A 20,250-nucleotide genomic window follows, 5' to 3' on the forward strand; every position below is an offset into this window, starting at 1 on the left:
GCTCTCTAACGCGCACGCGGCTGATCGCGGCGAATGCCTCTCTTAACTATCAAGTAGACGGCATTGGCCTGCCCGCCAGCGGGGGCCATGATCGCGGCCGTTACTTTTTCGTCGCGTAGCCTTGGGGATGGCTTTGGTGCCATCTCCAAGCGGTGTCGATGATCGATTTGACGTCCGTGTATCGGGCTTCCCATCCCAGCAGTTCTTTGGCCAGACGTGCATCGGCAACCAGTTCGGGTGGATCGCCCGCACGCCGCTGGCCCATCACTTCGGGAATCGCGTGACCGGTGACTTCGCGGCAGGCGTCGATGATTTCACGAACGCTGGTGCCCCGTCCGGTGCCCAGATTCACGCATAGGCCTTTGCCGGGTTCCAGTTTTTCCATCGCCTTCAGGTGAGCTTCGCCCAGGTCGTCGATGTGGATGTAGTCGCGGATGCAGGTCCCGTCCGGGGTGGGGTAGTCATCGCCGAACACGGTGATTTTTTCGCGTTGTCCAAGCGCGACTTGCAACACGATCGGGATCAGGTGCGATTCAGGATCATGGTCCTCGCCGATCGTCGCGTCGGGACGGGCACCGGCGGCGTTGAAGTAACGCAGTGCCGCATACGCAAACCCGTAGGCCGCCGCGTAGTCCGCTAGCGCCTGTTCGATGACCAGTTTCGTGAACCCGTAGGGATTGATCGGTTGTTGAGGTGTGGTTTCGGGGATCGGCACAATGTCGGGTTCGCCGTACGTCGCCGTGGTGCTGCTGAAGACGATCTTCTTGACGTCGGCTTCGCGCATCGCATCCAGCAATTCCAAGGCTGCGATGACATTGTTGCGGTAGTACAACGACGGGTCGTTGACCGATTCGTTGACCAACGCAAAGGCGGCGAAGTGCATCACGGCGTCGATCTTTTTCTCTCGCAGCGTCGAGACCACTTTTGCGCGGTCCGCCAGATCGCCCTGCACCAGCATCCCTGCGGGGACCGCCGCCGCATGCCCGCGTGACAGGTTGTCGTAGACCGTGACCGTGTGGCCGGCGTCGATCAACAGACGAACCGCGTGGGAACCGATATAGCCGGCGCCACCGACAACCAAAACATTCATGACAATACGACTGGTACGAGGATTCGGAAAAAGCGGAACCAAAAGCGACCGATTGGTGCTGGGGGGGCCGCGATGTCGAACAGGATAGATATTCGGGTAGGTTGCCGAAAGGCTGACCTGATTGCGACCGAAACACTCTACCAGTCTTCTCGATGGGACGGTTTCGATGGCAAAGCGGACTACGAAACTTCAACAGTTAGCACAGACCGGTCCGACGCCGCGTGCTGGCCGAGCCACGGAGACGCTCTGTGCTGACTTTCTTAATTATTTGCGTGGTGAGTGTCACCTGGCGGCCAATTCGATCGATGCTTACGGCCGCGACATGCGACGATTCGTTACCTGGGTCGGAAAGCGACGACTCGGCGATTTGAAGGTTGGCGATCTGTCGTCGTACATGGGCGAACTGCGGACCTTCGACTTGGCGCCCGCCTCGGTCGCCCGAAACATTGTTGCGGTACGAACGTTCTTTAAGTTCTTGCAGCTCGAAGGGATCGTCCAGGACAATCCAGCCGAACTGATCACAACCCAGAAAATGTGGCAGCGCATTCCCAGCGTGCTGACCATCCGCCAAGTCGACGCGTTCCTCCGCTCGCCCAAGAAGACGGACAAGTATTGGCAGCGAGATGTCGCGATGCTGGAAGTTCTGTACGCAACCGGATGCCGTGCATCGGAGGTCTGTACGTTGCGGGTGCGCGACCTGTCTTTGGCCGACCGTCATCTGCGGTGCGAAGGCAAAGGCGGCAAACAGCGGATGGTGCCGATCGGATCGGGAGCGATCAACGCGATCAACCGATACTGTGAAATGTTACGCGGTGAATTGGCGGCCAAGGTGCCGCATCCACCGGAGGAACTCTTCCTCTCGCGAAGCGGACGTGCACTCGATCGCGTCCAGCTTTGGCGGTTGGTCAAGATGTATGCGCAGCGCGTCGGAATCGATTCTAAGATCAGCCCTCACTCGCTGCGACACAGCTTCGCGACTCACCTTCTGGCCGGCGGTGCCGACCTTCGCCAAGTCCAAGAGATGTTGGGCCACGCCAGTATCCAGACCACTCAAATCTACACACACGTCGAGCATTCAAGATTGAAGAAGGTCCACCAGCAGTATCACCCGCGGGCATGAAGATCGATCACCCGTCGTGGACTTCGCCAGAAGTCCGTTTTGGGGATGAGGGCGAAGGGAATTCTGGTGAATCCCAATGCCTAGCGGGGGCTAATCGTTGCCGGTCCAATCGGGGTCGGCAATTTGACGGGTCATCGCAGCGAGTCGGCTTTGAGTGTCCAGCATGCGTTGCCAAGCGGATAGCTTCAATGCAACCTCTTGATTGGCCTCGTCGGTTCGCGCCGATTCGATCAATCGATGCAGACGCGATTGCAGGTAGTCCAGGATCTCGCAAAGCTGAGCCTTCTGGCCTGGCGATAGATCATCTGGGATCGCTGGCACCTCTTGGATCTGAATCACTTCGGCCGGGAACGGACTCTTCGATTCATGATTCAACTGGACAACGATCGAGCTTTCGGACGACGCCATTTCGCGACTAAGCGTTGGGTTGTCGGTTCCCATGGCGGCCAGGCGAGCCGCGATTTGCGACTCCGATCCGACCAGCATCAAACTGCGTCCCACCGCGATCAGGTCCCCGTGCCTCAGGATCTTCAATTGGCACTCGGTGCCGTTGACCTTGGTCCCGTTGGTGCTGTCCAAATCGGTCAGCACCAAGCGGTCGTTGTCCCGTTGGACTTTGAAGTGACAGCGACTGACCCGTTCGTCGTTCAGCTGGATATCGTTCCCTTCCTCGCGGCCCACGGTGAAGGGAGGTTCCAGCGTTTCGTAAACTTTGCCGCGGTCGGCGCCGTGGAGGATCTTGAGGGTTACGCCCGTCATGGGGCACTCCAGAGCAGGATGAAGGTCAGGATGAGCGTCGTTGGATTTCGCCAGTATAGACGCCCAAGAGTCGTCAGTCAGGTGTTTTTGCCGCTCGAGTGGGTACGTCTACCAAACTTGAGCGATCACGCATTTCAGGTAGTCGCTTTCGGGACACGAGATCGCGACAGGGTGATCCGGCGCCGGACCGCGATTTTCGAACATCACGATGTCGCGCCGTCTTCGTCGTCCGACGTCCAACAACATGTTCAAAAAGTCCGATCGGGATACTCGGCCGCTGCAACTGCAGGTGGCTAGGATACCGCCCGGTGGAAGGAGGTCGATTGCGGACGCGTTGAGCCGTCGGTAGGCTCGGATTGCGTTGTCGACTTGGTGCCGTGATCCCGCAAACCGAGGTGGGTCCAAAATCACCGCGTCAAACTGATCCCCGCGTTCGCCCATGGCTTTCAGTTCGTCAAAGCAGTCTCCGTTCTGAAACTGGATGTTTTCGATTTGGTTTTTATCCGCTGCGACTTGTGCCGCATCGAGCGCCGCTTGGCTGCTGTCCAGGCCCAAAACGGACTTGGCACCGTGCTTGGCAGCCACCAGTCCAAAACCGCCGTGATAGCAGCACACATCTAAGACGCGTCGACCGGCCAGATAACCCGCAGTCGCCAAATGATTCAATCGTTGGTCCAGATAACCGCCCGTTTTTTGGCCGCTCCGCAGGTCAACGGCTAGGTCCAGGCCGTTTTGGCGATAGTTGACCGGTTCGTCGATTCCCGTTTCGTTGTGCCAGTGTTCGATCGCCTCGATGCCCTCGTGTTTTGCTGTTTTGGGATCGACCCGAACCATGATCGCCCGGCATCCCGATGGGGAATCAGCCAGTCGGGACTTCAGATGGTCCAGGATTTCGTCCTTCCAACGCAGCAACCCCCCCGCGGTGAATTGCACGCCAACGCAATCGGCATAGCGGTCGATGATGACGCCGCTTAGCAGATCGGATTCGCTGAAACACAAACGTTCGGCTTCGTCCGGCCCGGCGGGAGAGGAAAGTTGCCGACGGGCGATGGCCGCATCCAGCCGGGATCGCCACAGATCACCATCGATCTGGGTGGCTTGGTCATAGGCGTACAAGCGAACTCGCAGCCGGCTGGCCGGGTTGCACAGTCCGCGAGCCACCCAGTTGCCGTCGTGATCGAGCAGGTCGACAACTTGTCCACAGGCCAGATCGCGTCCTTCTTCGGCCAATGCGTGTGCGTGAACCCAGGGGTGACGAGCCAGGAATGGGAACTGACGCGATGGTTTCAGGCGAAGAGGAATCGGTTCGGCGGAGTACGTCGGCGAAGCGGATAGGTCAGTGTCGGACACGAAAACGGGACCGTTGGGCGATGGATGGTGCGAACTTGGAAACGCGAGTCGGTGTCTACGATGACGGATTTCCCCTGTTTGAAGAATCCCCGTGGCGAATCTGTGGCGAAAAATAGACAGAATCGACGCACCATTTTCGCTTACCGGTGTCCCCCTGGGGCCACAAAACCTTTCCTAACCGTTAGAATTTATGATTGGTTGGCTTGCTTGCCGAAAACAGTTCAGTCGGCCGACCTACCAGACGATAAACCAATAAACCAACCGCTGATAAGAATCGCAGAGAAAGGTTCAAATTCATGACTCACGTCGTTGCTCAGCCCTGCTCGGGCTGCAAATACACCGATTGCGTGGTCGTTTGCCCCGTGGAATGTTTCTACGAAGGCGACCAAATGCTGTACATCCATCCGGAAGAATGCATCGACTGCGAAGCCTGCGTTCCCGAGTGCCCCGTCGAGGCGATTTTCCACGAAGATAACCTGCCTGACGAATGGAAGAGCTATCTGGAATTGAATGCCACCAAGTCGGAATCCGGCGAATGCGAAGTCATCACCGAAAAGAAAGAGCCGTTGGTCGACGAGTGATGTCCTAGGCATTCGGCGCGTGAAGCAGCCGGATTGCCGCCAACGATCAGCTCAACACGATCAGCTCAACACGAAAAGCCCGACACGAAAAGCCCGACACGAAAAGCCCGACGGTTCATCACCGCCGGGCTTTTTTTAGGGATCGATGGGATGCATCGGTTTCGAACCCGATCCGCGCTGTTCGGCGCCGATCTCAACAGGCCGCCGGCAGGAACGTTTTCCAGCATTCGTAGCGTGGGTCTTCGATCGATTCGACCAACAGCGGGTTGAAACGCGGTTTTGCCGGACGGGTTCGCAGGTTCATGTTCGCTTGCTTGGGCGTCCGACCTCCCTTGCGAGAGTTGCAGCGCAGGCAACAACAAACGATGTTTTCCCAGGTGGTGGGGCCACCGTGCGATCGTGGTACCACGTGATCCAGACTTAACTTGTTCGTCGGTTCGTTGCGGCCACAGTACTGGCAGGTGTGGTTGTCGCGGGCAAAAAGGTTCTTGCGGTTGAAGCGAACCGTTTGCACCGGCAACTTGTCGAAACGGATCAACCGAACGATCCGCGGCACCTGAAGTTCGAACCCGACAGCTTGGATATAGTCCTCGCCCGGTTGCTTTTCCATCGACGTCATTTGGCTGACTTCGCACCAGCTTTCGAAGTCATAACTAAGATAGCTGCCATCATCTTGGTCGATCACCTCGGCGCATTGACGGTACAGCAGCGTAAACGCCCGTCGGACGTTGACCACTCGGACCGCCATGTAAAAACGGTTCAAGACGAGAACATTGGTATCGAGCACACTCTGTGACATGGTTGCTTCGGTCCCTTGCGGTTTCTCGGGTTGCTGCGGTGAATCGTAAAGCGGAGGTTCTGAATGCTGGCGAAGGAAATCGGGCGAGATCGGTTTCGCCCATTCTACGGTCGACTACCGGATCAGTACAAAATATTGATGGATCGATGATTGCAGCGGATCGTGGCACCTGATTCGCTCAGTTCGACACCTCGGCACAGCCGCCAGGTTCGCTAGATTGCGGAATCATCTCGGGCCACAGGCCGACAACACCTCCATCATGATTCGATCACATGTGACTGTAACACCCTCACGCACCATCTGCCGGTGCTTCACACAATGTTCACCCCGTCTTGAAGGACCATGATGGATCTTGTTGCCAATGCCGCATTTTGGCTGATCGCCCAGACGGAATCGCCCGTTGCCGAGCCCCGTTGGTGGCAAACGCCGCTGGAATGGATGGCTCAGATGGGCCAATGGCTGGGCCCGACGGGGACGTTTTTGCTGGCTTTTTTGCTGATTTTGATGTGTTTGATCGCATGGGGGGCCAATCTGATTTCGTTGCCTGGAAATTGGATCGCGGTCGCAATGTTGGCGGCCTACGCCTGGTTGGGGCCAGAATCCGGGCGGTCGGCGATCGGGTATCCCGCCGTTGCTGCGGCCTTTGTGTTGGCTCTATTGGGCGAAGTTTTTGAGTTTGCCGCCGGTGCGGTGGGGGCTCAAAAGGCCGGTGCCAGTCGGCGTTCCACGATTTTCGCGATGATCGGTTCGATGGTCGGCGCTATCGGTGGTGCGGTGGTCGGAATCCCGGTCCCGGTGATCGGTCCGATCTTGGCCGCGATTTTGTTCGGTGGTTTGGGGGCGACCGCCGGTGCGATGTACGGCGAGTGGACCGATGGCCGCAATTGGCGAGAAAGTTGGACGATCGGTCACGCGGCATTCTGGGGACGTACCTTCGGCACGCTGGGGAAATTCATGGCTGGCTTGGCGATCGTCGTCATCGCTGTGGCAGGCGTGCTGTTCAAATAGACTTCGATTTGCAAGCTAGCAATCCAACCGGACTTCTTCGGCATTGCGAAACGATTTGCGTTTCCCCTTCGGCGAAACCGATTGACTCGCACGCGATTGGTTTCTTACTGTCGTCGCGATGACACCTAGTCGACGCACGACCGACCGTCGGCGGCGAGTCCTGTATTCGACTCACCAAGCCGACCAAACCAATTCGACGGCTGCCAGCCGCCGCCAGTTCGAACAGCTGCGCGAAGCGAGGCGGCCGACGGCAGCTTATGGTGCGCGGGTCCAGCGGCGGATCCGCGGTCGTTGGTTTTCACTGGTGCCGATCAAACGGCGCACTTCGTTGATCGTGGCCGGTGCGATGTCAGCGGCGACCTTGTTGTTTTGTCTGCTTCACTATGCGGCCGTTGCGTGGCCGACGTTGGTCTATCATCCCGAAGTGGCGCGGCCGTTTCGTTTGGACAGTCCGGACAGTTTCGGACGCTGGTACATGGTCGCGATGTTGACGGCATCGGCCGGCGTGTCGTTGATGATCTACCAGCTTCGTCGCTACCGATTGGACGACTATTTGGGCCGATACCGGCTGTGGCGATTGGTGCTGATCGTGATGGTGTTGGCTAGCGTCAACGCATTGGTCGGGCTGATTGATTGGACCGGTGCGCTATTGGATTTGACATTCGGAAAACGGGTCGCGCTATCCGGCGGCGACTGGTTGCGCGTGGTCGTCGGTCTCGGCGGCGCGGTGCTGGCACTTCGCGTGCTAGCCGACGTGCGACGATCGCGGTCGTCGTTGGTCGCCATGATCTTTGTGTGTGCTGTGTTGTTGTTGCCGCAAGCGGCTAGATGGAACGTGATGACCGTGGATTCGGTCGGCAAGTGGGTGTCCGTCACGTCGGCGCCTTTGGTGGCGACGACGGCGATCTTCATCGCGCTGGGCAGCTATCTACGGTTGCTGTACCGCGAGGTCCGAGAGATCGAGGACAGCATGACGCTGCGTGAACGTCTGGACCAATGGAAGTTGCGTGTCTTCACGCGACCTGAATCCGACGACGTCGAAGAAGTCGACTCGGATGCCGAACCGGCGCTGACGCGAGCCGAGAAGCGACGCTTGGCGAAGGAAGCTGCCGCCGAAAAAGCGGCTCAGCGGGCTGAGCGAGACGCCGAACGTCAGGCTCAGCGCAAAGCAAAACGCGATGCGGAATCCGACGCCGTCCCAAGTGAATCCGATGGTGATGATGCATCGGAACCACAGGAGCAAAAAGTCAAACGTGGCTGGTTCGCCGGACTGCGACGCAAACCCAAACCCGAATCCGCCGACTCTGATTCCGACGAATCGGACGATGCCGATGCGGCAGACCAGTCGACCAACGACGCAGCGCCCACGCGAGTCAAGCGAGATGCGGCGGTCCAAAGAGAAGTGGCAGCCGAACAAGACGATGCGGCCGAGCTAGACGATGCTGATGAATCGAAACCCAAACGTCGCTGGTTTGGGCTGCGTGCCGCGAAGGGACCCGTGGACGAAACCCAAGACGATGTCGATGCGGACACCAGCGAGACTAACGAAGTCAGTGACGATGATGCGGATGCCAAACCCGCCAAACGTCGTCGCTTTGGGCTGCGGCTGAAACCCAAGTCCGTCGCTGCCGACACTGATCCGGAAACCCCGTCGGCGGATACCGGCACCGAATCGGAATCCGAAGATGGCGAAGAAACGCCCAAACGTCGATCCGGTTTAGGCGGATGGTTTGGACGCAAAAAGGCAGCAGCCGAATCTGATGACGGAGCCGAAGGTGCCGATCCAGTCGACGAAGTCCAGAGCCGCTCGGATGCAAGTTCGGGTGACGACGAAGAATACATCGATCCCGATTCGATTGACTGGAACAGTTTGAACAAGTCCGAACGTCGCCGGCTGAAGAAACTGATCCGCCGCCAAGATCAAGCCGCCTAGCAACGAGCGATCGATTCGTACCGGAGGCGAACGGAGCCCAGGGCTCCGTTTTCGCCGCGTGTGCATCGCTGGAATTAGCGATTGTGATCGACCGGCGGCCGGCCCTTACGCTTTCGGGCGAGGGATCTTGCTGCCACGGATTCCCTTGCGACCTTTGCGGCCGCCTTTGCCACCGGAACGGGCGGGTTTCTCTTCTTCGATTTCCGACAGCGGTTTGCCGATGTTGTCTTTCAACTGCAGCACGCGATCACGCAGGCTGGCGGCCCGTTCGAATTCCAACCCCTCGGCGGCGGCAAGCATTTCTTGCTCCAACGCCTCGACGTACTCCAGCGTGATGTAGGCGCCGTCGGACTGGGCTTTGGCTTCCGCGGTCGCCTTGCGCCGCTTGCTGGCATCGGCTTCGATGCCTTGCCGGATGGCTTTACGAACGGTTTGCGGGGTGATGCCATGCTTTTCATTGTATGCCTGTTGGACCGATCGTCGGCGTTCGGTTTCGTCCATCGCCAACTTCATCGAACGGGTCACCTTGTCGGCATACAGGATGACTTTCGAGTTGGCGTTCCGGGCTGCCCGCCCGATCGTTTGGACCAGGCTGGTTTCGCTGCGCAGGAATCCCTCTTTGTCGGCGTCCAGAATGGCGACCAGCGATACCTCGGGAAGGTCCAAGCCCTCGCGAAGCAGGTTCACGCCGACCAAACAATCGAATTGACCGCCGCGCAGATCTTGCAACAGTTCGACTCGTTCAAACGCGTCCAGTTCGCTGTGTAGCCAGCGACAACGCACGTTCTGTTCTTGAAAGAAGGTCGCCAGGTCTTCGGCCAAACGTTTGGTCAAAGCGGTCACCAAGACGCGTTCGTCGATCGCTGCCCGTTTGCGGATTTCTTCCAACAGATGGTTCACCTGCCCGCGCGCCGAAACGACTTCGACGACCGGGTCCAACAGTCCGGTTGGGCGGATGATCTGTTCCACCACTTCGCCGCTGGTGCGTTCGAGTTCATAGTCGGCCGGTGTTGCGCTGACGAAACAGATCTGTCCGGTGCGGGCCTCCCATTCCTCGAACTTCAGCGGGCGGTTGTCCATCGCGCTGGGCAATCGGAACCCGTGCGACACCAACGTTTCTTTGCGGCTGCGGTCGCCGGCATACATCGCCCGGACCTGCGAAACGGTCACATGAGATTCGTCGACAAACGTGATGAAGTCGTCGGGGAAAAAGTCATACAGCGTGTCGGGAGTCGCACCGGGCGGTTTGCCCGATAGCGGTCGGCTGTAGTTTTCGATGCCCGGGCAGTGACCCACTTCGGCCATCATTTCCAGATCGAATCGCGTGCGGGCCGATAGTCGCTGGGCTTCCAACAGCTTTCCCTGCGATTGAAAGGTTTCCACCTGCTGGGCTAGTTCTTCCTTGATCACTCGCAAGGCAGCTTGGATACGGTTTTCGGGCATCACAAAGTGGCGTGCCGGATAGATGTAAAGGTTGTCCAGTACTTTGATGGTTTCACCGGACACGGGTTTGATCATCGAAATCTGTTCGATCTCGTCACCCCACATCTCGATCCGATAGGCGAATTCTTCGTAACTAGGCCACAGTTCGATCGAGTCGCCGCGGACGCGAAACCGGCCTCGTTCGAACGCGATGTCGTTGCGTTCGTAAAGGATGTCGACGAATTTCAACAGCAGGTGATCGCGGCGTGTTTTCTCGCCGCGGTGCAACGCCACAATTTGGGCTTTGTATTCTTTGGGCGAACCCAACCCGTAGATGCTGCTGACCGATGCAACGATGACAACGTCGCGGCGGGAAACCAACGAACTGGTCGTGGCCAGTCGCAGCCGATCGATTTCTTCGTTGATCGACGAATCTTTTTCGATATAGACGTCACGCTGAGGGATGTAGGCCTCGGGCTGATAGTAGTCGTAATAGCTGACGAAGTAGTGAACGGCGTTCTCGGGAAAGAACTCTTTGAACTCGCCGTAAAGCTGTGCCGCCAACGTCTTGTTATGACTTAGGATCAATGCCGGTCGGCCGACGTTGGCGATGACGTTCGCCATCGTGAACGTCTTGCCCGTCCCGGTGGCTCCCAACAAGACTTGTTCCTTGCGGCCAGCCTTGAAATTCCGCGTCAACTGTTCGATCGCTTGCGGTTGATCGCCGCCCGGCTTGAAGGGTTGGTGCAGGTGGAAATCCGCCAATGGCAGACCCTGGTCGTCCGGTTTGGCGGCGGCGGATCTTTTGGCGGCGGAGGTGGGCGAAGGTTTCGGCATCGTACTCGTTCGGGGCTAAGCAATGAGCGATCGACAAGAGTTCGGCGCTTCGTGGGCATCACACCGGCGGGAACGCCCCCCGGCGGGTGATGTTGCCAAACGTTTCTCGAACACACGATCCTAAGCGGTCGGTGATCCAATCTCTGGCCCAATGGTAACGCCCTGGACAACCCCGCCGAAGTGCCGGCATTCGGATCGCCGCCTATTCGCTGCTGGTCGCGATTCGCGGGGCCGCCGGTGGCGGGCGGATGAAACTGTTCTGACGCAGTGTTTCCAGCGTTTTCGGGCCAATTCCATGGACCCTTGCTAGGTCGTCGATGCTCTGGAAATCGCCGCGAAGCGAGCGGTCGCGAATGATCCGTTCTGCCAAAACGGGGCCGACACCTGGGATCAGCGATAGTTCGCGTGCGGCCGCCCGGTTCAAATCGACTTCCATTCCGATCCGGTCAATCGGCGGGAACTGGGGTGCCGGCGATCGTGTCCCGATCGCAGCAGCAATCAGCAGCGAAAACGCGACGGTTCCCGCAATGGTCCGCTGGACTCGCGTTCTGGCAAATGGCGACTCGACGCATTCCTGTCGCTCCGTCATGCTTCGGTGGCCCCGCGGTGTTGACGCGTATCAGACGCTGGCTACGTCCAAAGTGTCTGCCTACGCCGACTGTTTGTTCTGACGATATTATCAGGCATCATCACCGTTCCGACAACGCTTTGTTTCGCCGAAGGCCCGTGCAATGAAAAAAGACTATGACGTCGTCCAGCCCGATGCCGCGATGGAAAACGATGTGCGATCGCTGGTTCGGTTGTCGATCGCCGAGGACCTTCGCGATGCAGTCGACTGGACCACGGTGTGCTTGATCGACCCGGAACGGCGTGGCGGATGCCAAGTGGTGCCTCGCAAACCAGGCATCTGTGCCGGGCTGGCCACCCTGCCCTGGATCATTGACGAATTCGACGCAGACCTTCGCTGCGACATCCATTTCAAGGATGGTGATTCGTTTGAACCGATGCAGCCGCTGGCTAGCATCGAGGGCAATGTCCGCGACCTGTTGACCGCCGAACGCACCATCTTGAATGTGATGTGCCGTTTGTGTGGAATCGCCACGCTGACACGCACCTATGCGGATGCGATCGCAGGAACCAAGGCTCGGCTGTACGACACGCGAAAGACCACGCCGGGGTGGCGGCTGATCGAAAAGTACTCGGTCCGATGTGGCGGTGGAAACAATCACCGCACCGGTTTGTATGACGGTTTCCTGATCAAAGACAATCACTTGGCGCTGGCAGGCGATGGCGACAAGCCGATGTCCGCCAGCGACGCAGCCATGCGTGCGCTAAAGTGGCGTGGAAGCCAGGTCGATCGTTTGACGGCGCCGTCCATGGTCGAAATCGAAGTCGATTCGCTGGACCAGTTTCGTGACGTGTTGCCGGTTGGCCCCGACATCATCCTGTTGGATAACTTTTCGCTCTCGTCGCTCAGCCAGGCGGTGGCGATCCGTGACCAGGCGCAGTCGCCGGTGGAACTGGAAGCATCCGGGAACGTCAAAATTGATACGATCGCCGCGATTGCTGCGACCGGTGTGGACCGAATCAGCAGCGGTGCATTGACCCATCAAGCCACATCATTGGACCTCGGTTTCGACTGGTACGACGCAACTGCAAGCTAGGGTTTCAACGGAATCGGTGTTGACCTGTCCAGTCACTGGGCAGGATTCGACAACCGATTGGACGAACCGTAACCGCTGATGCTTGCTTTCCGACATGCAAAACCGTATGCCGATTACCACCCAACGACGTTGGTGGGACGTGCTGCAACCGACATTAGATGCCGCTGGGGTGATGGCATCGCTGGCCATCGTCAAATGGCTTGCGCGTGGTGGTGTGGACGAAAAATCTTTCGCGATGGGTTTGATTGCCATCGTGGTGTTTTTGCTGGTTTCGCAGCTGACCGGATTTCATCGCCGCACCGATTTGGGATCCCCGAATCGCGAACTGACGCGTCTTGTCGCCACCTGGGTGATCACGGTGATGGCTTTGGCTGTGTTGGCGTTCGCGACTCGCTACGGACAACATTTTTCGCGTTCGGTCATCCTGGCTTGGATCGTGCTGGCACCATCGCTGGTGGGTTTGGGGCGGATGTGTCAGCGCATTCTGCAGCAGGGATTGCTTCGCCGCGGCGTCGGTGTTCGCAGGGTGGCAATCGCAGGTTTCAATGATCTGGGATTCCAAACAGCCCGAAACATCAGTGGCGATCCATCTTTGGGGCTGCAGATGGTTGGGTATTACGACGATCGCATCGAGCAGCGCAGCAGTGACGAAGTCGATGACGATGGGGGCGATAGCGCCAGCATCATGCCTGTACCGATCGATCAGGTCCGTGGAAAACTTACCGACATGGTGGCATCTGCGCAGCGAGGCGAAATCGACACGGTGCTGATCACGCTACCGATGCGTGCCGAAGAAAGGATCCGGTTCCTGTTGGACCAGCTAAGTGATTCGACTGTTTCGGTTTACATCGTGCCCGATTTCTTTGTGTTCGAATTGCTGCATTCGCAGTGGACCAGCATCGGTGGCTTGCCCGCAGTCAGCGTTTTTGAAAATCCACTGTTCGGCGTCGATGGTGTTATCAAACGATTGGCGGATGTGGCGTTGGCGACCAGCGCATTGATCGCCGCAGCGATCCCGATGATGGCGATCGCAATCGCTGTCAAAATCACCTCATCCGGTCCCGTGTTCTTTCGACAACGCCGATATGGATTGGATGGCAAAGAAATCTTGGTCTGGAAATTCCGTTCGATGGCGACGTGCGACAACGGTGCCGTTGTGAAGCAGGCAACCAAGGGCGACGCCCGCATCACGAAGGTGGGTGCCATTCTGCGTCGAACCAGTCTGGATGAACTGCCACAGTTGTTCAACGTGATCGAGGGCACGATGTCATTGGTCGGACCGCGTCCGCATGCGTCGGCTCATAACGAACAGTACCGAAGCCTGATTCGCGGCTACATGCTGCGTCACAAGGTGAAGCCAGGCATCACTGGGCTGGCTCAGGTCAATGGTTGCCGCGGCGAGACCGAAACGTTGGACAAGATGCAGGCCCGCGTCGACTGGGACCATCGATACATCCGCAGCTGGACGCTGTGGCTGGATATCAAAATCATTGTCCGGACCGTGCTGGTCGTTTTGAAGCAAGACGAAGCCTACTAGAGAACCCCGTCATCGCGGGACCTTCGGACCGATCGCGGGTGCACGCCCGAAGTGGTCTTGTTTCGCAGCCCATTTAGGCTTCGATCCGCTGACCGTTTTCGTCGATCGAACGCTGAAACAAATCCAGGATCCGCTGGGTGTCGATGGCCTGTTGTTGGAACAATTCCAGTGGGCCGTCGCCGATCAAACGGGTGATCATCGATCGTTCTTGATGTCCATCGAACGATTCCGAGTCTACCTTTCCGGCCGCATCATGGATCCAGCATCGCGCGGGTTTGTCGGGCCATGGGCGAGTGAAGTCGTCGCAAATCAGTGACGAGTCGCTGCCAGCCACTTCGAACCATTTCCGAGTTGCCGTGTCATACCCGCAGGAAATCGTGGCGGTGATGCCGCCGGGGAACCACATCATCGCCGTCAACCGCTGGGACACACCGTCCACCATGACGGCGTCGGCTTGAACAGCGGTTGGCATCTGGCCAGCGGCGAAGCGGGCTAGTCCGCCGGCGTACCAACCCAAATCTAAGATGCAACCTCCGCCCAACGACGCATCCAATCGGTGGTCGCCCGACTGAAACGGTTGGTAGAAAGAAACCGATGCGCTGATGTGGCCAATCTTGCCAAAGCGTCCATCGTCGATCCAGCTTCGAAACGCATCGCTGCGCGGATGATGCAGCCATCCGGTCGCGTCGAGCCAACGCACGCCCGCTTTGCGGCACGCCGCTGTGACTTCGTCCGTCTCGGTTGGCGAAACGGTCAGTGGCTTTTCACACAACAGGTGCTTGCCAGCCTGGGCGGACGCGATCGACCACTCGGCATGCAGCGACGGGGGCAGCGAGATGTAGACCGCATCAATGTCATCTCGGCCAAGCAGTTCAGCATACCCTTCGACCGCTGTGCCGATGCCGTACTGGTCGCCGTACCAACGGGCCCGTTCCCCCGATCGGCTAGCGATCACCGTCACTTCGACTCCGTCGGTCGACTGTAGATCGGCAACCAATCGACGAGTGATCCGGCCGGTGCCGATGATGCCGAAACGAGTGGGCGATGGTTTCATGAGATCCAGATTGAAACGAAGAAAAGCGTGGATGGACAAACGGACGCGGTCGTCGCCAAGCAACACGATTCGATGGTTGCCGGCTACCAAACGGCAACCAAGCCAACCAGGGTGGCAGGCGTCGTCGGCGATAGATGACGGGTTGCACCAGCGAATTTGCCGTTCGGTGCGGTCGACCTGGGCTCAGTTTAGAACTGTGTCCAGACTGTCCACAGCCCGGTGACCAACATGGCGGCGGCAGATAGCCACAGCATGATGTCCCATAATGTGCCCGGTGTCAGTCCCTGCGGACACCGTTGGTATCGGAAATACAGAGCCGCGCCGGCCAGCATCGGCAACATGATCCCTTGGGCGATGCCGCTTAGCAGCACCAATTGCGCCGGTGCGGGGAACGCCAGATAGATCACCAAGCACAGAATAGGGAATGCGCCGCTGAGCCAACGGATCCATTTTTGGCGTGTGACGTCGTCATCATCGATCAGTCCGATCACGCGCATCGCATCAGAGAACGTGCGTGCGTGGCTGGCATTGGCAACGAAAAAGGTCGAATACAGCACCGCAAAGGCACCGAACAGAAAAATGGCCGATGCCCAGGTCGAAAATACGGGAACGAACATCACCGCAAGCGTCCGTACCAAGTTGTCTTTTTCGGGATTCAATTCGACGCGGTGCAGGATCGAAGCACCCAACAGATAGAACGCGATCGTCGCGAACGTATAGACCACCATCGCCCCCCACGCATCGACTCGCATCACACGCATCCAGCCAGCCGCGCGTGCTGTCCATTCAGGTGATCCGTCGTTGGTCCCCACGAACTTGCCGTAACCTTTTTCAAGGCACCAATACGGGTACACCACCAATTCGGCCGCGCCCACGCCGATGATCCCGAACGTGGCCAGCGCCGTGCCGATCGGCCGCGCGTCGCCCGATGCGGTTGGGAAACCGAACTTCAAACCACCGATGAATTCCGAGAATCGAACACGGAAATCAGGTTGGTCCTGCAGCATGAACAGGTTGACGATGGTCAATACCGTGAATGACGCGACCAGTACGGTCGAAAGTGACTGGATCATTCCGTAGCGTCCGTTCAGCAGAATGATGCTGGTGACGACCGCCATGATCGTCGCCCAAATCGCCGCGTCGTAGGTCTTCGCATCTTCGCCAAAGGTGGATCGGAAATCGTTCCATCGTGATTGAATTTCGGCGTCGTTGGTCGTCGGTGTCAATCTCGCGGATGCTTGGGGATCGTTTTGAATCTGGAGATCGCGATTGGCATAGGTTTCGAACCGCAGCAGAGTTTCGTCGTCCGCGATCTGGTTGTACTGCGAACCCGCTTCGGTGACCGGCATGCTGATCGCCAGTGCCTGACCCACACCGCCGACGATCCCGCCCAGTTGGCTGATGCTGCATAGCCACATCACCAACCAATACCAAACCAACCAGTTTCCGCGACCTTGGATGCGCGGGCCGGGGACTTCGTCCAACGCCCGCAGCGTGGTTTTGCCGCTGATGATCGCATAACGCCCGAATTCGATCTGAGCAAACACCTTGACGACGCACCCCAGGATGATCAGCCACAACAGGCTGAACCCGGCTTCGGCGCCGGTCTTCGTCGTCGCGATCAATTCACCGCTGCCGACGATCGAACCGGCAACGATCAATCCCGGGCCGACACAGCGAATGATTCGTAGCGGATCCGTGGGCGGTGCCACCGGGGAATCAGCATTTTCCGATGTCGAAGCGGTCATGGGCGTGGCAAAGGCAGGGGGGCAAAGCGGGATGATTTGCCGTTTTAGCAGGTTTCGTAGCGCGGCGTGGGATGAAAACGCTGGCCCCGCGTTGCAATCCAAGTGACTTGCCAACGATAATGGGTCCGGCGGATCGTTCGTCCATTTCGGCTCACTGAAATCACCTCACTCGTAATCAGCACGACCGCCGCATGGCCGCCTCTTACGCATTGGACACCACGATCGCGGTCGTCACGCCCGAGAACATCGCGTTCAACTATCAGCTTGCTGGGCCGTTTCGCCGTTTGCCGGCTTACCTGATCGACGTCGCCGTCCGCTGGATTTTGATCTTTGGCTTGGTGATCGGCATCTACCTGATCGGTGGGCTGATCGATTTTGCATTGCTAGGACCGTTCGCGATCGCTGCCGGTTTTCTGGTGTACTTTGGAATCAGTTGGTTCTACGGCACGCTGATGGAAACGTATTACAACGGACGCACGGTCGGGAAATGGGCGTTGGGAATTCGAGCGATTGATGTCGATGGTCGGCCGATCAGCGGCAAGCGAGCGTTTCTGCGCAACCTGCTTCGGATCGCCGATCTGGCCCCCATCGCTGCGGTCAGTACGTTTTCCGAGACGGTGCCCCCTGCCTTCATTATTCCCACCGGCATGGTCGGGCTGGCGACAATGTTGGTGACCCGCCGGATGCAAAGACTTGGCGACTTGGCGGCGGGAACGATGGTGATTGTGGATGAACGCAGTTGGCGATTGCCGATCGCGAAAGTGGGTGATCCGCGTGTTCCGGCATTGGCATCGTTTTTCCCCGGCGACTACCGCGTGTCACGAAGCATGGCCAGAACCCTAGCGGTGTATGCCGAACGCAGGCACTATTTGACGTCGGCCCGGCGCCGCGAAGTCGCTCGGCATTTGACCAATCCGCTGATCGAACGATTTGATTTTCGCAGCGATATCGATCCCGACCTGTTGATGTACGCTCTGTACTACAAAACGTTTCTGGCCGACAGTTCAGCGGAATTGCCCGATCTGGGGCCGTTGGCTGGCTATAGCCCGCTACGTCGCGATGCCAATAAACCGGTGCCCCACTTCGACGGAATTCCGACCGCCGAAGTGGTCACCGACACAGGGGCGTCGCAACCGATGACCGAGGCCGTTTTGCCGTCCGGCGGTTCGCTGCCATCCTCCACCGCGGCGCCATCCACCGCGGCGCCTCCATCACCTGAATCCCCATCGCCTGAATCCACGTCGCAGTCGCCTGCGCCAGGGAATGCATCGGAGTCGTCGTGAACGTAGCCACACTGCTGGAAAAACGCCGCGTCCAATGGTCGGAATTGGAAGCACTTTGTGACGCGATGGAAATGCGCGGACGTACCGACAAAGCGGGTGCCGCCCATCATCGCGGTGCCGAAGGTGTTTCGCGGTTTTCGGAACTGTATCGATCGGCCTGTGCCGACCTAGCACTGGCCGATGCCTACCAATTGCCGCCGGGCACGGTGACGTACCTGCACCGCCTGGTCGCTCGATCCCACAACCAACTGTACCGTGCAAACAAGTTCGAACCGACTCGCTGGGGCGATGTGATTTTTCGCGAGGCCCCGCAACAGATTTTTCGCGATCCCTGTGTGCGGATCGCCACGATCGTGTTCTTTGGATTGTTCGCGCTGTCGATGTACATCGGCCGCAACGAGACACTGTTTCCAGGATTTGCCGAAGCGATGGTGGGATCGGCCCAGTTGGAACAGATGGAAGAAATGTACGAAAAACCGCTCAACGGTTCGCTGGATCACTACGTTCCGATGGCCGGGTTTTACATCATGCACAACACCGGAATCGGTCTGCAGTGTTTTGCTTATGGGATTCTGATCATCCCCTGTTTGTTCATCCTGGCTTTCAATGCCGTGACTCTAGGGACCGTGTTTGGATACATGGGACGCGACGGTGCCGTTGGTGGCGATAACTTCTATCACTTTGTAACCGCGCACGGCCCCTTCGAATTGACGGCGATCGCGTTGTCCGCAGCGGCCGGATTGCGATTGGGGGTCGGTTTGTTCTACACGGCCGGCCTGACTCGAACGGACTCATTGCGTGTCAATGCGATGCGGTCGGTGCCGGTGATGGTTGCCTCCGCGGTGCTGTTCACTTTGGCGGCGTTTACCGAGGGGTTCTTGTCGCCCAGTCCCCTGCCCTACTTTGTGAAGGCTGGCTGGGCGATTTTGTCGTCCGGTTTGATCAGTTTCTACTTTGTGGTGCTCGGTTTTCCACGGGATGGTTTTCAGCTGAAACCCGCGCCGGAGGTGTCGTCGCCGTGGTCATTCCCGGATCCCGTGGACGAATCAATCGCACCGGAGCAACGGCATGCAACTTGATCAAACTCATGTCGTGATTCGACTACGAACGCTTTCCGAAATCGGTGATTTAGCGTTGGTGATGATCCGTCGTTATCCGGCCGCGTTGTTGGTGGGGTTCGTGCTCGGTGCCCTGCCCTGGGCGATCCTGAACGCGGCGATCCTCAGTTGGATTCCGATCGTCGAATCGGGCTATGGTTTGGACGACGAAGAGGCGATGTCGGAAATCATTCGCTATCTAGCCTGGATGGCGTTGTTGGTCGTCGCCCAAACTCCCGCCGCTGGTGTACTGACGACTGTGTATTTAGGCCAAGCCGTGTTCGAAAAACGACCCACATGGAGTGCCGTGTTTGCCGAGGCGAAACGTCAATTTGGTCGCTGGTTTTGGACTCTAGGTGTTGTTCGGATGGCGGTGCCGGCGATGGTGGTTTGCTTGATCCGTTGGGGGCAACCTGCGTCCGCGTTTTGGGACGTTTTGGTGCCCGTCAGTTTGCTGATCTGGATCGCAGTGGTTCGGTCCAGCCGTCCGTTTTTGCCAGAAATTCTGTTGTTGGAACAGTGTCCGATTCGTAGTCCCGATGAACTGGTCATTACCGCTCGGCGGCGTTCGACGTCGCTGCACGGACCGATGGGCGGCGACCTAAGCGGTCGGTTCATTGCGGTATCGTTGGTGCTGGGCGTGCTGTTGCTAAGTGTGCTCTATTCGTTGATGTGGGCGCGTGGGATCAGCATCGGAAATTGGGCGTTTTTGGATCTGTGGGTGCTGCTGTTGATCTATCCGGTCGCCTTGTGGACCGTGGCCGGGATCAGTGTGCTGGTCCGGTTGCTGAACTATTTGGATACGCGGATTCGTTTGGAAGGTTGGGAAGTCGAATTGGCTGTTCGGGCCGAAGCGATTCGTCAATTCGGAGACCCCGTCGACGCACCGGTAGTCGAGGTGACACAGTGATCGGCAGGTTCCCATTCGCGGCCTCGGTGGCCAGAAAACTCGTCTCTGGAAGATTCGG

At 58.2% G+C, this 20,250-nt stretch carries 17 protein-coding genes; 9 read left to right on the forward strand and 8 right to left on the reverse strand.

What is annotated here, in order from left to right; genetic code table 11:
• Positions 1-100: 100 nt before the first annotated feature.
• Positions 101-1,090, reverse strand: coding sequence for a UDP-glucose 4-epimerase GalE (gene galE / locus K227x_RS06160; RefSeq protein WP_145168719.1), 990 nt, complete (start codon positions 1,088-1,090; stop codon positions 101-103).
• Between the two features lie 166 nt (positions 1,091-1,256).
• Here galE and xerD point away from each other — a divergent pair, with 166 nt between their 5' ends.
• Positions 1,257-2,210 carry a site-specific tyrosine recombinase XerD gene (gene xerD, locus K227x_RS06165; RefSeq protein WP_145168720.1) on the forward strand — a complete coding sequence of 318 codons (954 nt, stop codon included), beginning with the start codon at positions 1,257-1,259 and terminating at the stop codon, positions 2,208-2,210.
• A 90-nt stretch (positions 2,211-2,300) separates the two neighbouring features.
• Here the strand turns inward: xerD and K227x_RS06170 are convergent, their stop codons facing one another.
• The gene (locus tag K227x_RS06170; RefSeq protein WP_145168721.1) at positions 2,301-2,969 is read right to left on the reverse strand and encodes an FHA domain-containing protein; all 669 of its coding nucleotides are present in this window, start codon (positions 2,967-2,969) and stop codon (positions 2,301-2,303) included.
• 108 nt (positions 2,970-3,077) lie between these two features.
• Positions 3,078-4,319 (reverse strand): class I SAM-dependent rRNA methyltransferase, encoded by a 1,242-nt coding sequence (locus tag K227x_RS06175; protein ID WP_145168722.1) that lies wholly within the window; start codon positions 4,317-4,319, stop codon positions 3,078-3,080.
• 296 nt (positions 4,320-4,615) lie between these two features.
• On the opposite strand from K227x_RS06175, the gene K227x_RS06180 reads away from it, so the two are divergent.
• Complete coding sequence (locus K227x_RS06180) at positions 4,616-4,900, forward strand: 4Fe-4S dicluster domain-containing protein (protein ID WP_145168723.1); 285 nt, start codon at positions 4,616-4,618, stop codon at positions 4,898-4,900.
• A 193-nt stretch (positions 4,901-5,093) separates the two neighbouring features.
• Here K227x_RS06180 and K227x_RS06185 read toward each other — a convergent pair whose 3' ends face one another.
• Positions 5,094-5,699, reverse strand: a complete 606-nt coding sequence (locus K227x_RS06185; protein ID WP_145168724.1) for an HNH endonuclease — start codon at positions 5,697-5,699, stop codon at positions 5,094-5,096.
• Between the two features lie 342 nt (positions 5,700-6,041).
• Here K227x_RS06185 and K227x_RS06190 point away from each other — a divergent pair, with 342 nt between their 5' ends.
• Together K227x_RS06190 and K227x_RS06195 are read left to right on the forward strand one after the other, a co-directional pair.
• On the forward strand, positions 6,042-6,707 hold the full coding sequence (locus K227x_RS06190; RefSeq protein ID WP_145168725.1) for a DUF456 domain-containing protein: 666 nt from the start codon (positions 6,042-6,044) through the stop codon (positions 6,705-6,707).
• Between the two features lie 118 nt (positions 6,708-6,825).
• Positions 6,826-8,640 carry a hypothetical protein gene (locus K227x_RS06195; RefSeq protein WP_145168726.1) on the forward strand — a complete coding sequence of 605 codons (1,815 nt, stop codon included), beginning with the start codon at positions 6,826-6,828 and terminating at the stop codon, positions 8,638-8,640.
• Positions 8,641-8,745: 105 nt separating this feature from the next.
• On the opposite strand, the gene uvrB is transcribed toward K227x_RS06195, so the two are convergent.
• Together uvrB and K227x_RS06205 are read right to left on the reverse strand one after the other, a co-directional pair.
• On the reverse strand, positions 8,746-10,899 hold the full coding sequence (gene uvrB, locus K227x_RS06200; RefSeq protein ID WP_145168727.1) for an excinuclease ABC subunit UvrB: 2,154 nt from the start codon (positions 10,897-10,899) through the stop codon (positions 8,746-8,748).
• Positions 10,900-11,101: 202 nt separating this feature from the next.
• Positions 11,102-11,488, reverse strand: a complete 387-nt coding sequence (locus tag K227x_RS06205) for a ComEA family DNA-binding protein (RefSeq protein ID WP_145168728.1) — start codon at positions 11,486-11,488, stop codon at positions 11,102-11,104.
• A gap of 142 nt (positions 11,489-11,630) precedes the next feature.
• On the opposite strand from K227x_RS06205, the gene nadC reads away from it, so the two are divergent.
• The gene (gene nadC, locus K227x_RS06210; RefSeq protein ID WP_145168729.1) at positions 11,631-12,563 is read left to right on the forward strand and encodes a carboxylating nicotinate-nucleotide diphosphorylase; all 933 of its coding nucleotides are present in this window, start codon (positions 11,631-11,633) and stop codon (positions 12,561-12,563) included.
• 106 nt (positions 12,564-12,669) lie between these two features.
• The gene (locus K227x_RS06215; protein WP_246146578.1) at positions 12,670-14,100 is read left to right on the forward strand and encodes an undecaprenyl-phosphate glucose phosphotransferase; all 1,431 of its coding nucleotides are present in this window, start codon (positions 12,670-12,672) and stop codon (positions 14,098-14,100) included.
• A gap of 73 nt (positions 14,101-14,173) precedes the next feature.
• Here the strand turns inward: K227x_RS06215 and K227x_RS06220 are convergent, their stop codons facing one another.
• Complete coding sequence (locus tag K227x_RS06220; RefSeq protein ID WP_145168730.1) at positions 14,174-15,154, reverse strand: Gfo/Idh/MocA family protein; 981 nt, start codon at positions 15,152-15,154, stop codon at positions 14,174-14,176.
• Between the two features lie 188 nt (positions 15,155-15,342).
• Positions 15,343-16,902 carry an Nramp family divalent metal transporter gene (locus K227x_RS06225; RefSeq protein ID WP_145168731.1) on the reverse strand — a complete coding sequence of 520 codons (1,560 nt, stop codon included), beginning with the start codon at positions 16,900-16,902 and terminating at the stop codon, positions 15,343-15,345.
• 191 nt (positions 16,903-17,093) lie between these two features.
• On the opposite strand from K227x_RS06225, the gene K227x_RS06230 reads away from it, so the two are divergent.
• Genes K227x_RS06230 through K227x_RS06240 form a run of 3 tightly spaced genes read left to right on the forward strand, consistent with a single transcriptional unit; the run spans position 17,094 to position 20,192 of the window.
• Positions 17,094-18,185, forward strand: a complete 1,092-nt coding sequence (locus tag K227x_RS06230) for an RDD family protein (protein WP_145168732.1) — start codon at positions 17,094-17,096, stop codon at positions 18,183-18,185.
• The gene (locus K227x_RS06235; RefSeq protein WP_145168733.1) at positions 18,182-19,264 is read left to right on the forward strand and encodes a stage II sporulation protein M; all 1,083 of its coding nucleotides are present in this window, start codon (positions 18,182-18,184) and stop codon (positions 19,262-19,264) included. The genes K227x_RS06230 and K227x_RS06235 overlap by 4 nt, the downstream gene beginning before the upstream one ends.
• Positions 19,254-20,192: a hypothetical protein gene (locus K227x_RS06240; RefSeq protein WP_145168734.1), complete on the forward strand. Its 939-nt coding sequence runs from the start codon at positions 19,254-19,256 to the stop codon at positions 20,190-20,192. Before K227x_RS06235 ends, K227x_RS06240 begins: the two co-directional genes overlap by 11 nt.
• The last annotated feature ends 58 nt before the right edge of the window (positions 20,193-20,250 follow it).

The sequence above is a fragment of the Rubripirellula lacrimiformis genome (assembly GCF_007741535.1).
In the GTDB taxonomy this organism is placed as follows: Bacteria; Planctomycetota; Planctomycetia; order Pirellulales; family Pirellulaceae; genus Rubripirellula; species Rubripirellula lacrimiformis.

Coding starts and splice junctions, on each gene's coding strand:
- K227x_RS06215 (WP_246146578.1), top strand. CDS start 12,670: ATGCCGATTACCACCCAACGACGTTGGTGGGACGTGCTGCAACCGACA.
- K227x_RS06195 (WP_145168726.1), top strand. CDS start 6,826: ATGACACCTAGTCGACGCACGACCGACCGTCGGCGGCGAGTCCTGTAT.
- uvrB (WP_145168727.1), bottom strand. CDS start 10,899: ATGCCGAAACCTTCGCCCACCTCCGCCGCCAAAAGATCCGCCGCCGCC.
- K227x_RS06225 (WP_145168731.1), bottom strand. CDS start 16,902: ATGACCGCTTCGACATCGGAAAATGCTGATTCCCCGGTGGCACCGCCC.
- K227x_RS06230 (WP_145168732.1), top strand. CDS start 17,094: ATGGCCGCCTCTTACGCATTGGACACCACGATCGCGGTCGTCACGCCC.
- nadC (WP_145168729.1), top strand. CDS start 11,631: ATGAAAAAAGACTATGACGTCGTCCAGCCCGATGCCGCGATGGAAAAC.
- K227x_RS06170 (WP_145168721.1), bottom strand. CDS start 2,969: ATGACGGGCGTAACCCTCAAGATCCTCCACGGCGCCGACCGCGGCAAA.
- K227x_RS06180 (WP_145168723.1), top strand. CDS start 4,616: ATGACTCACGTCGTTGCTCAGCCCTGCTCGGGCTGCAAATACACCGAT.
- K227x_RS06205 (WP_145168728.1), bottom strand. CDS start 11,488: ATGACGGAGCGACAGGAATGCGTCGAGTCGCCATTTGCCAGAACGCGA.
- K227x_RS06240 (WP_145168734.1), top strand. CDS start 19,254: ATGCAACTTGATCAAACTCATGTCGTGATTCGACTACGAACGCTTTCC.
- K227x_RS06185 (WP_145168724.1), bottom strand. CDS start 5,699: ATGTCACAGAGTGTGCTCGATACCAATGTTCTCGTCTTGAACCGTTTT.
- galE (WP_145168719.1), bottom strand. CDS start 1,090: ATGAATGTTTTGGTTGTCGGTGGCGCCGGCTATATCGGTTCCCACGCG.
- K227x_RS06220 (WP_145168730.1), bottom strand. CDS start 15,154: ATGAAACCATCGCCCACTCGTTTCGGCATCATCGGCACCGGCCGGATC.
- xerD (WP_145168720.1), top strand. CDS start 1,257: ATGGCAAAGCGGACTACGAAACTTCAACAGTTAGCACAGACCGGTCCG.
- K227x_RS06190 (WP_145168725.1), top strand. CDS start 6,042: ATGATGGATCTTGTTGCCAATGCCGCATTTTGGCTGATCGCCCAGACG.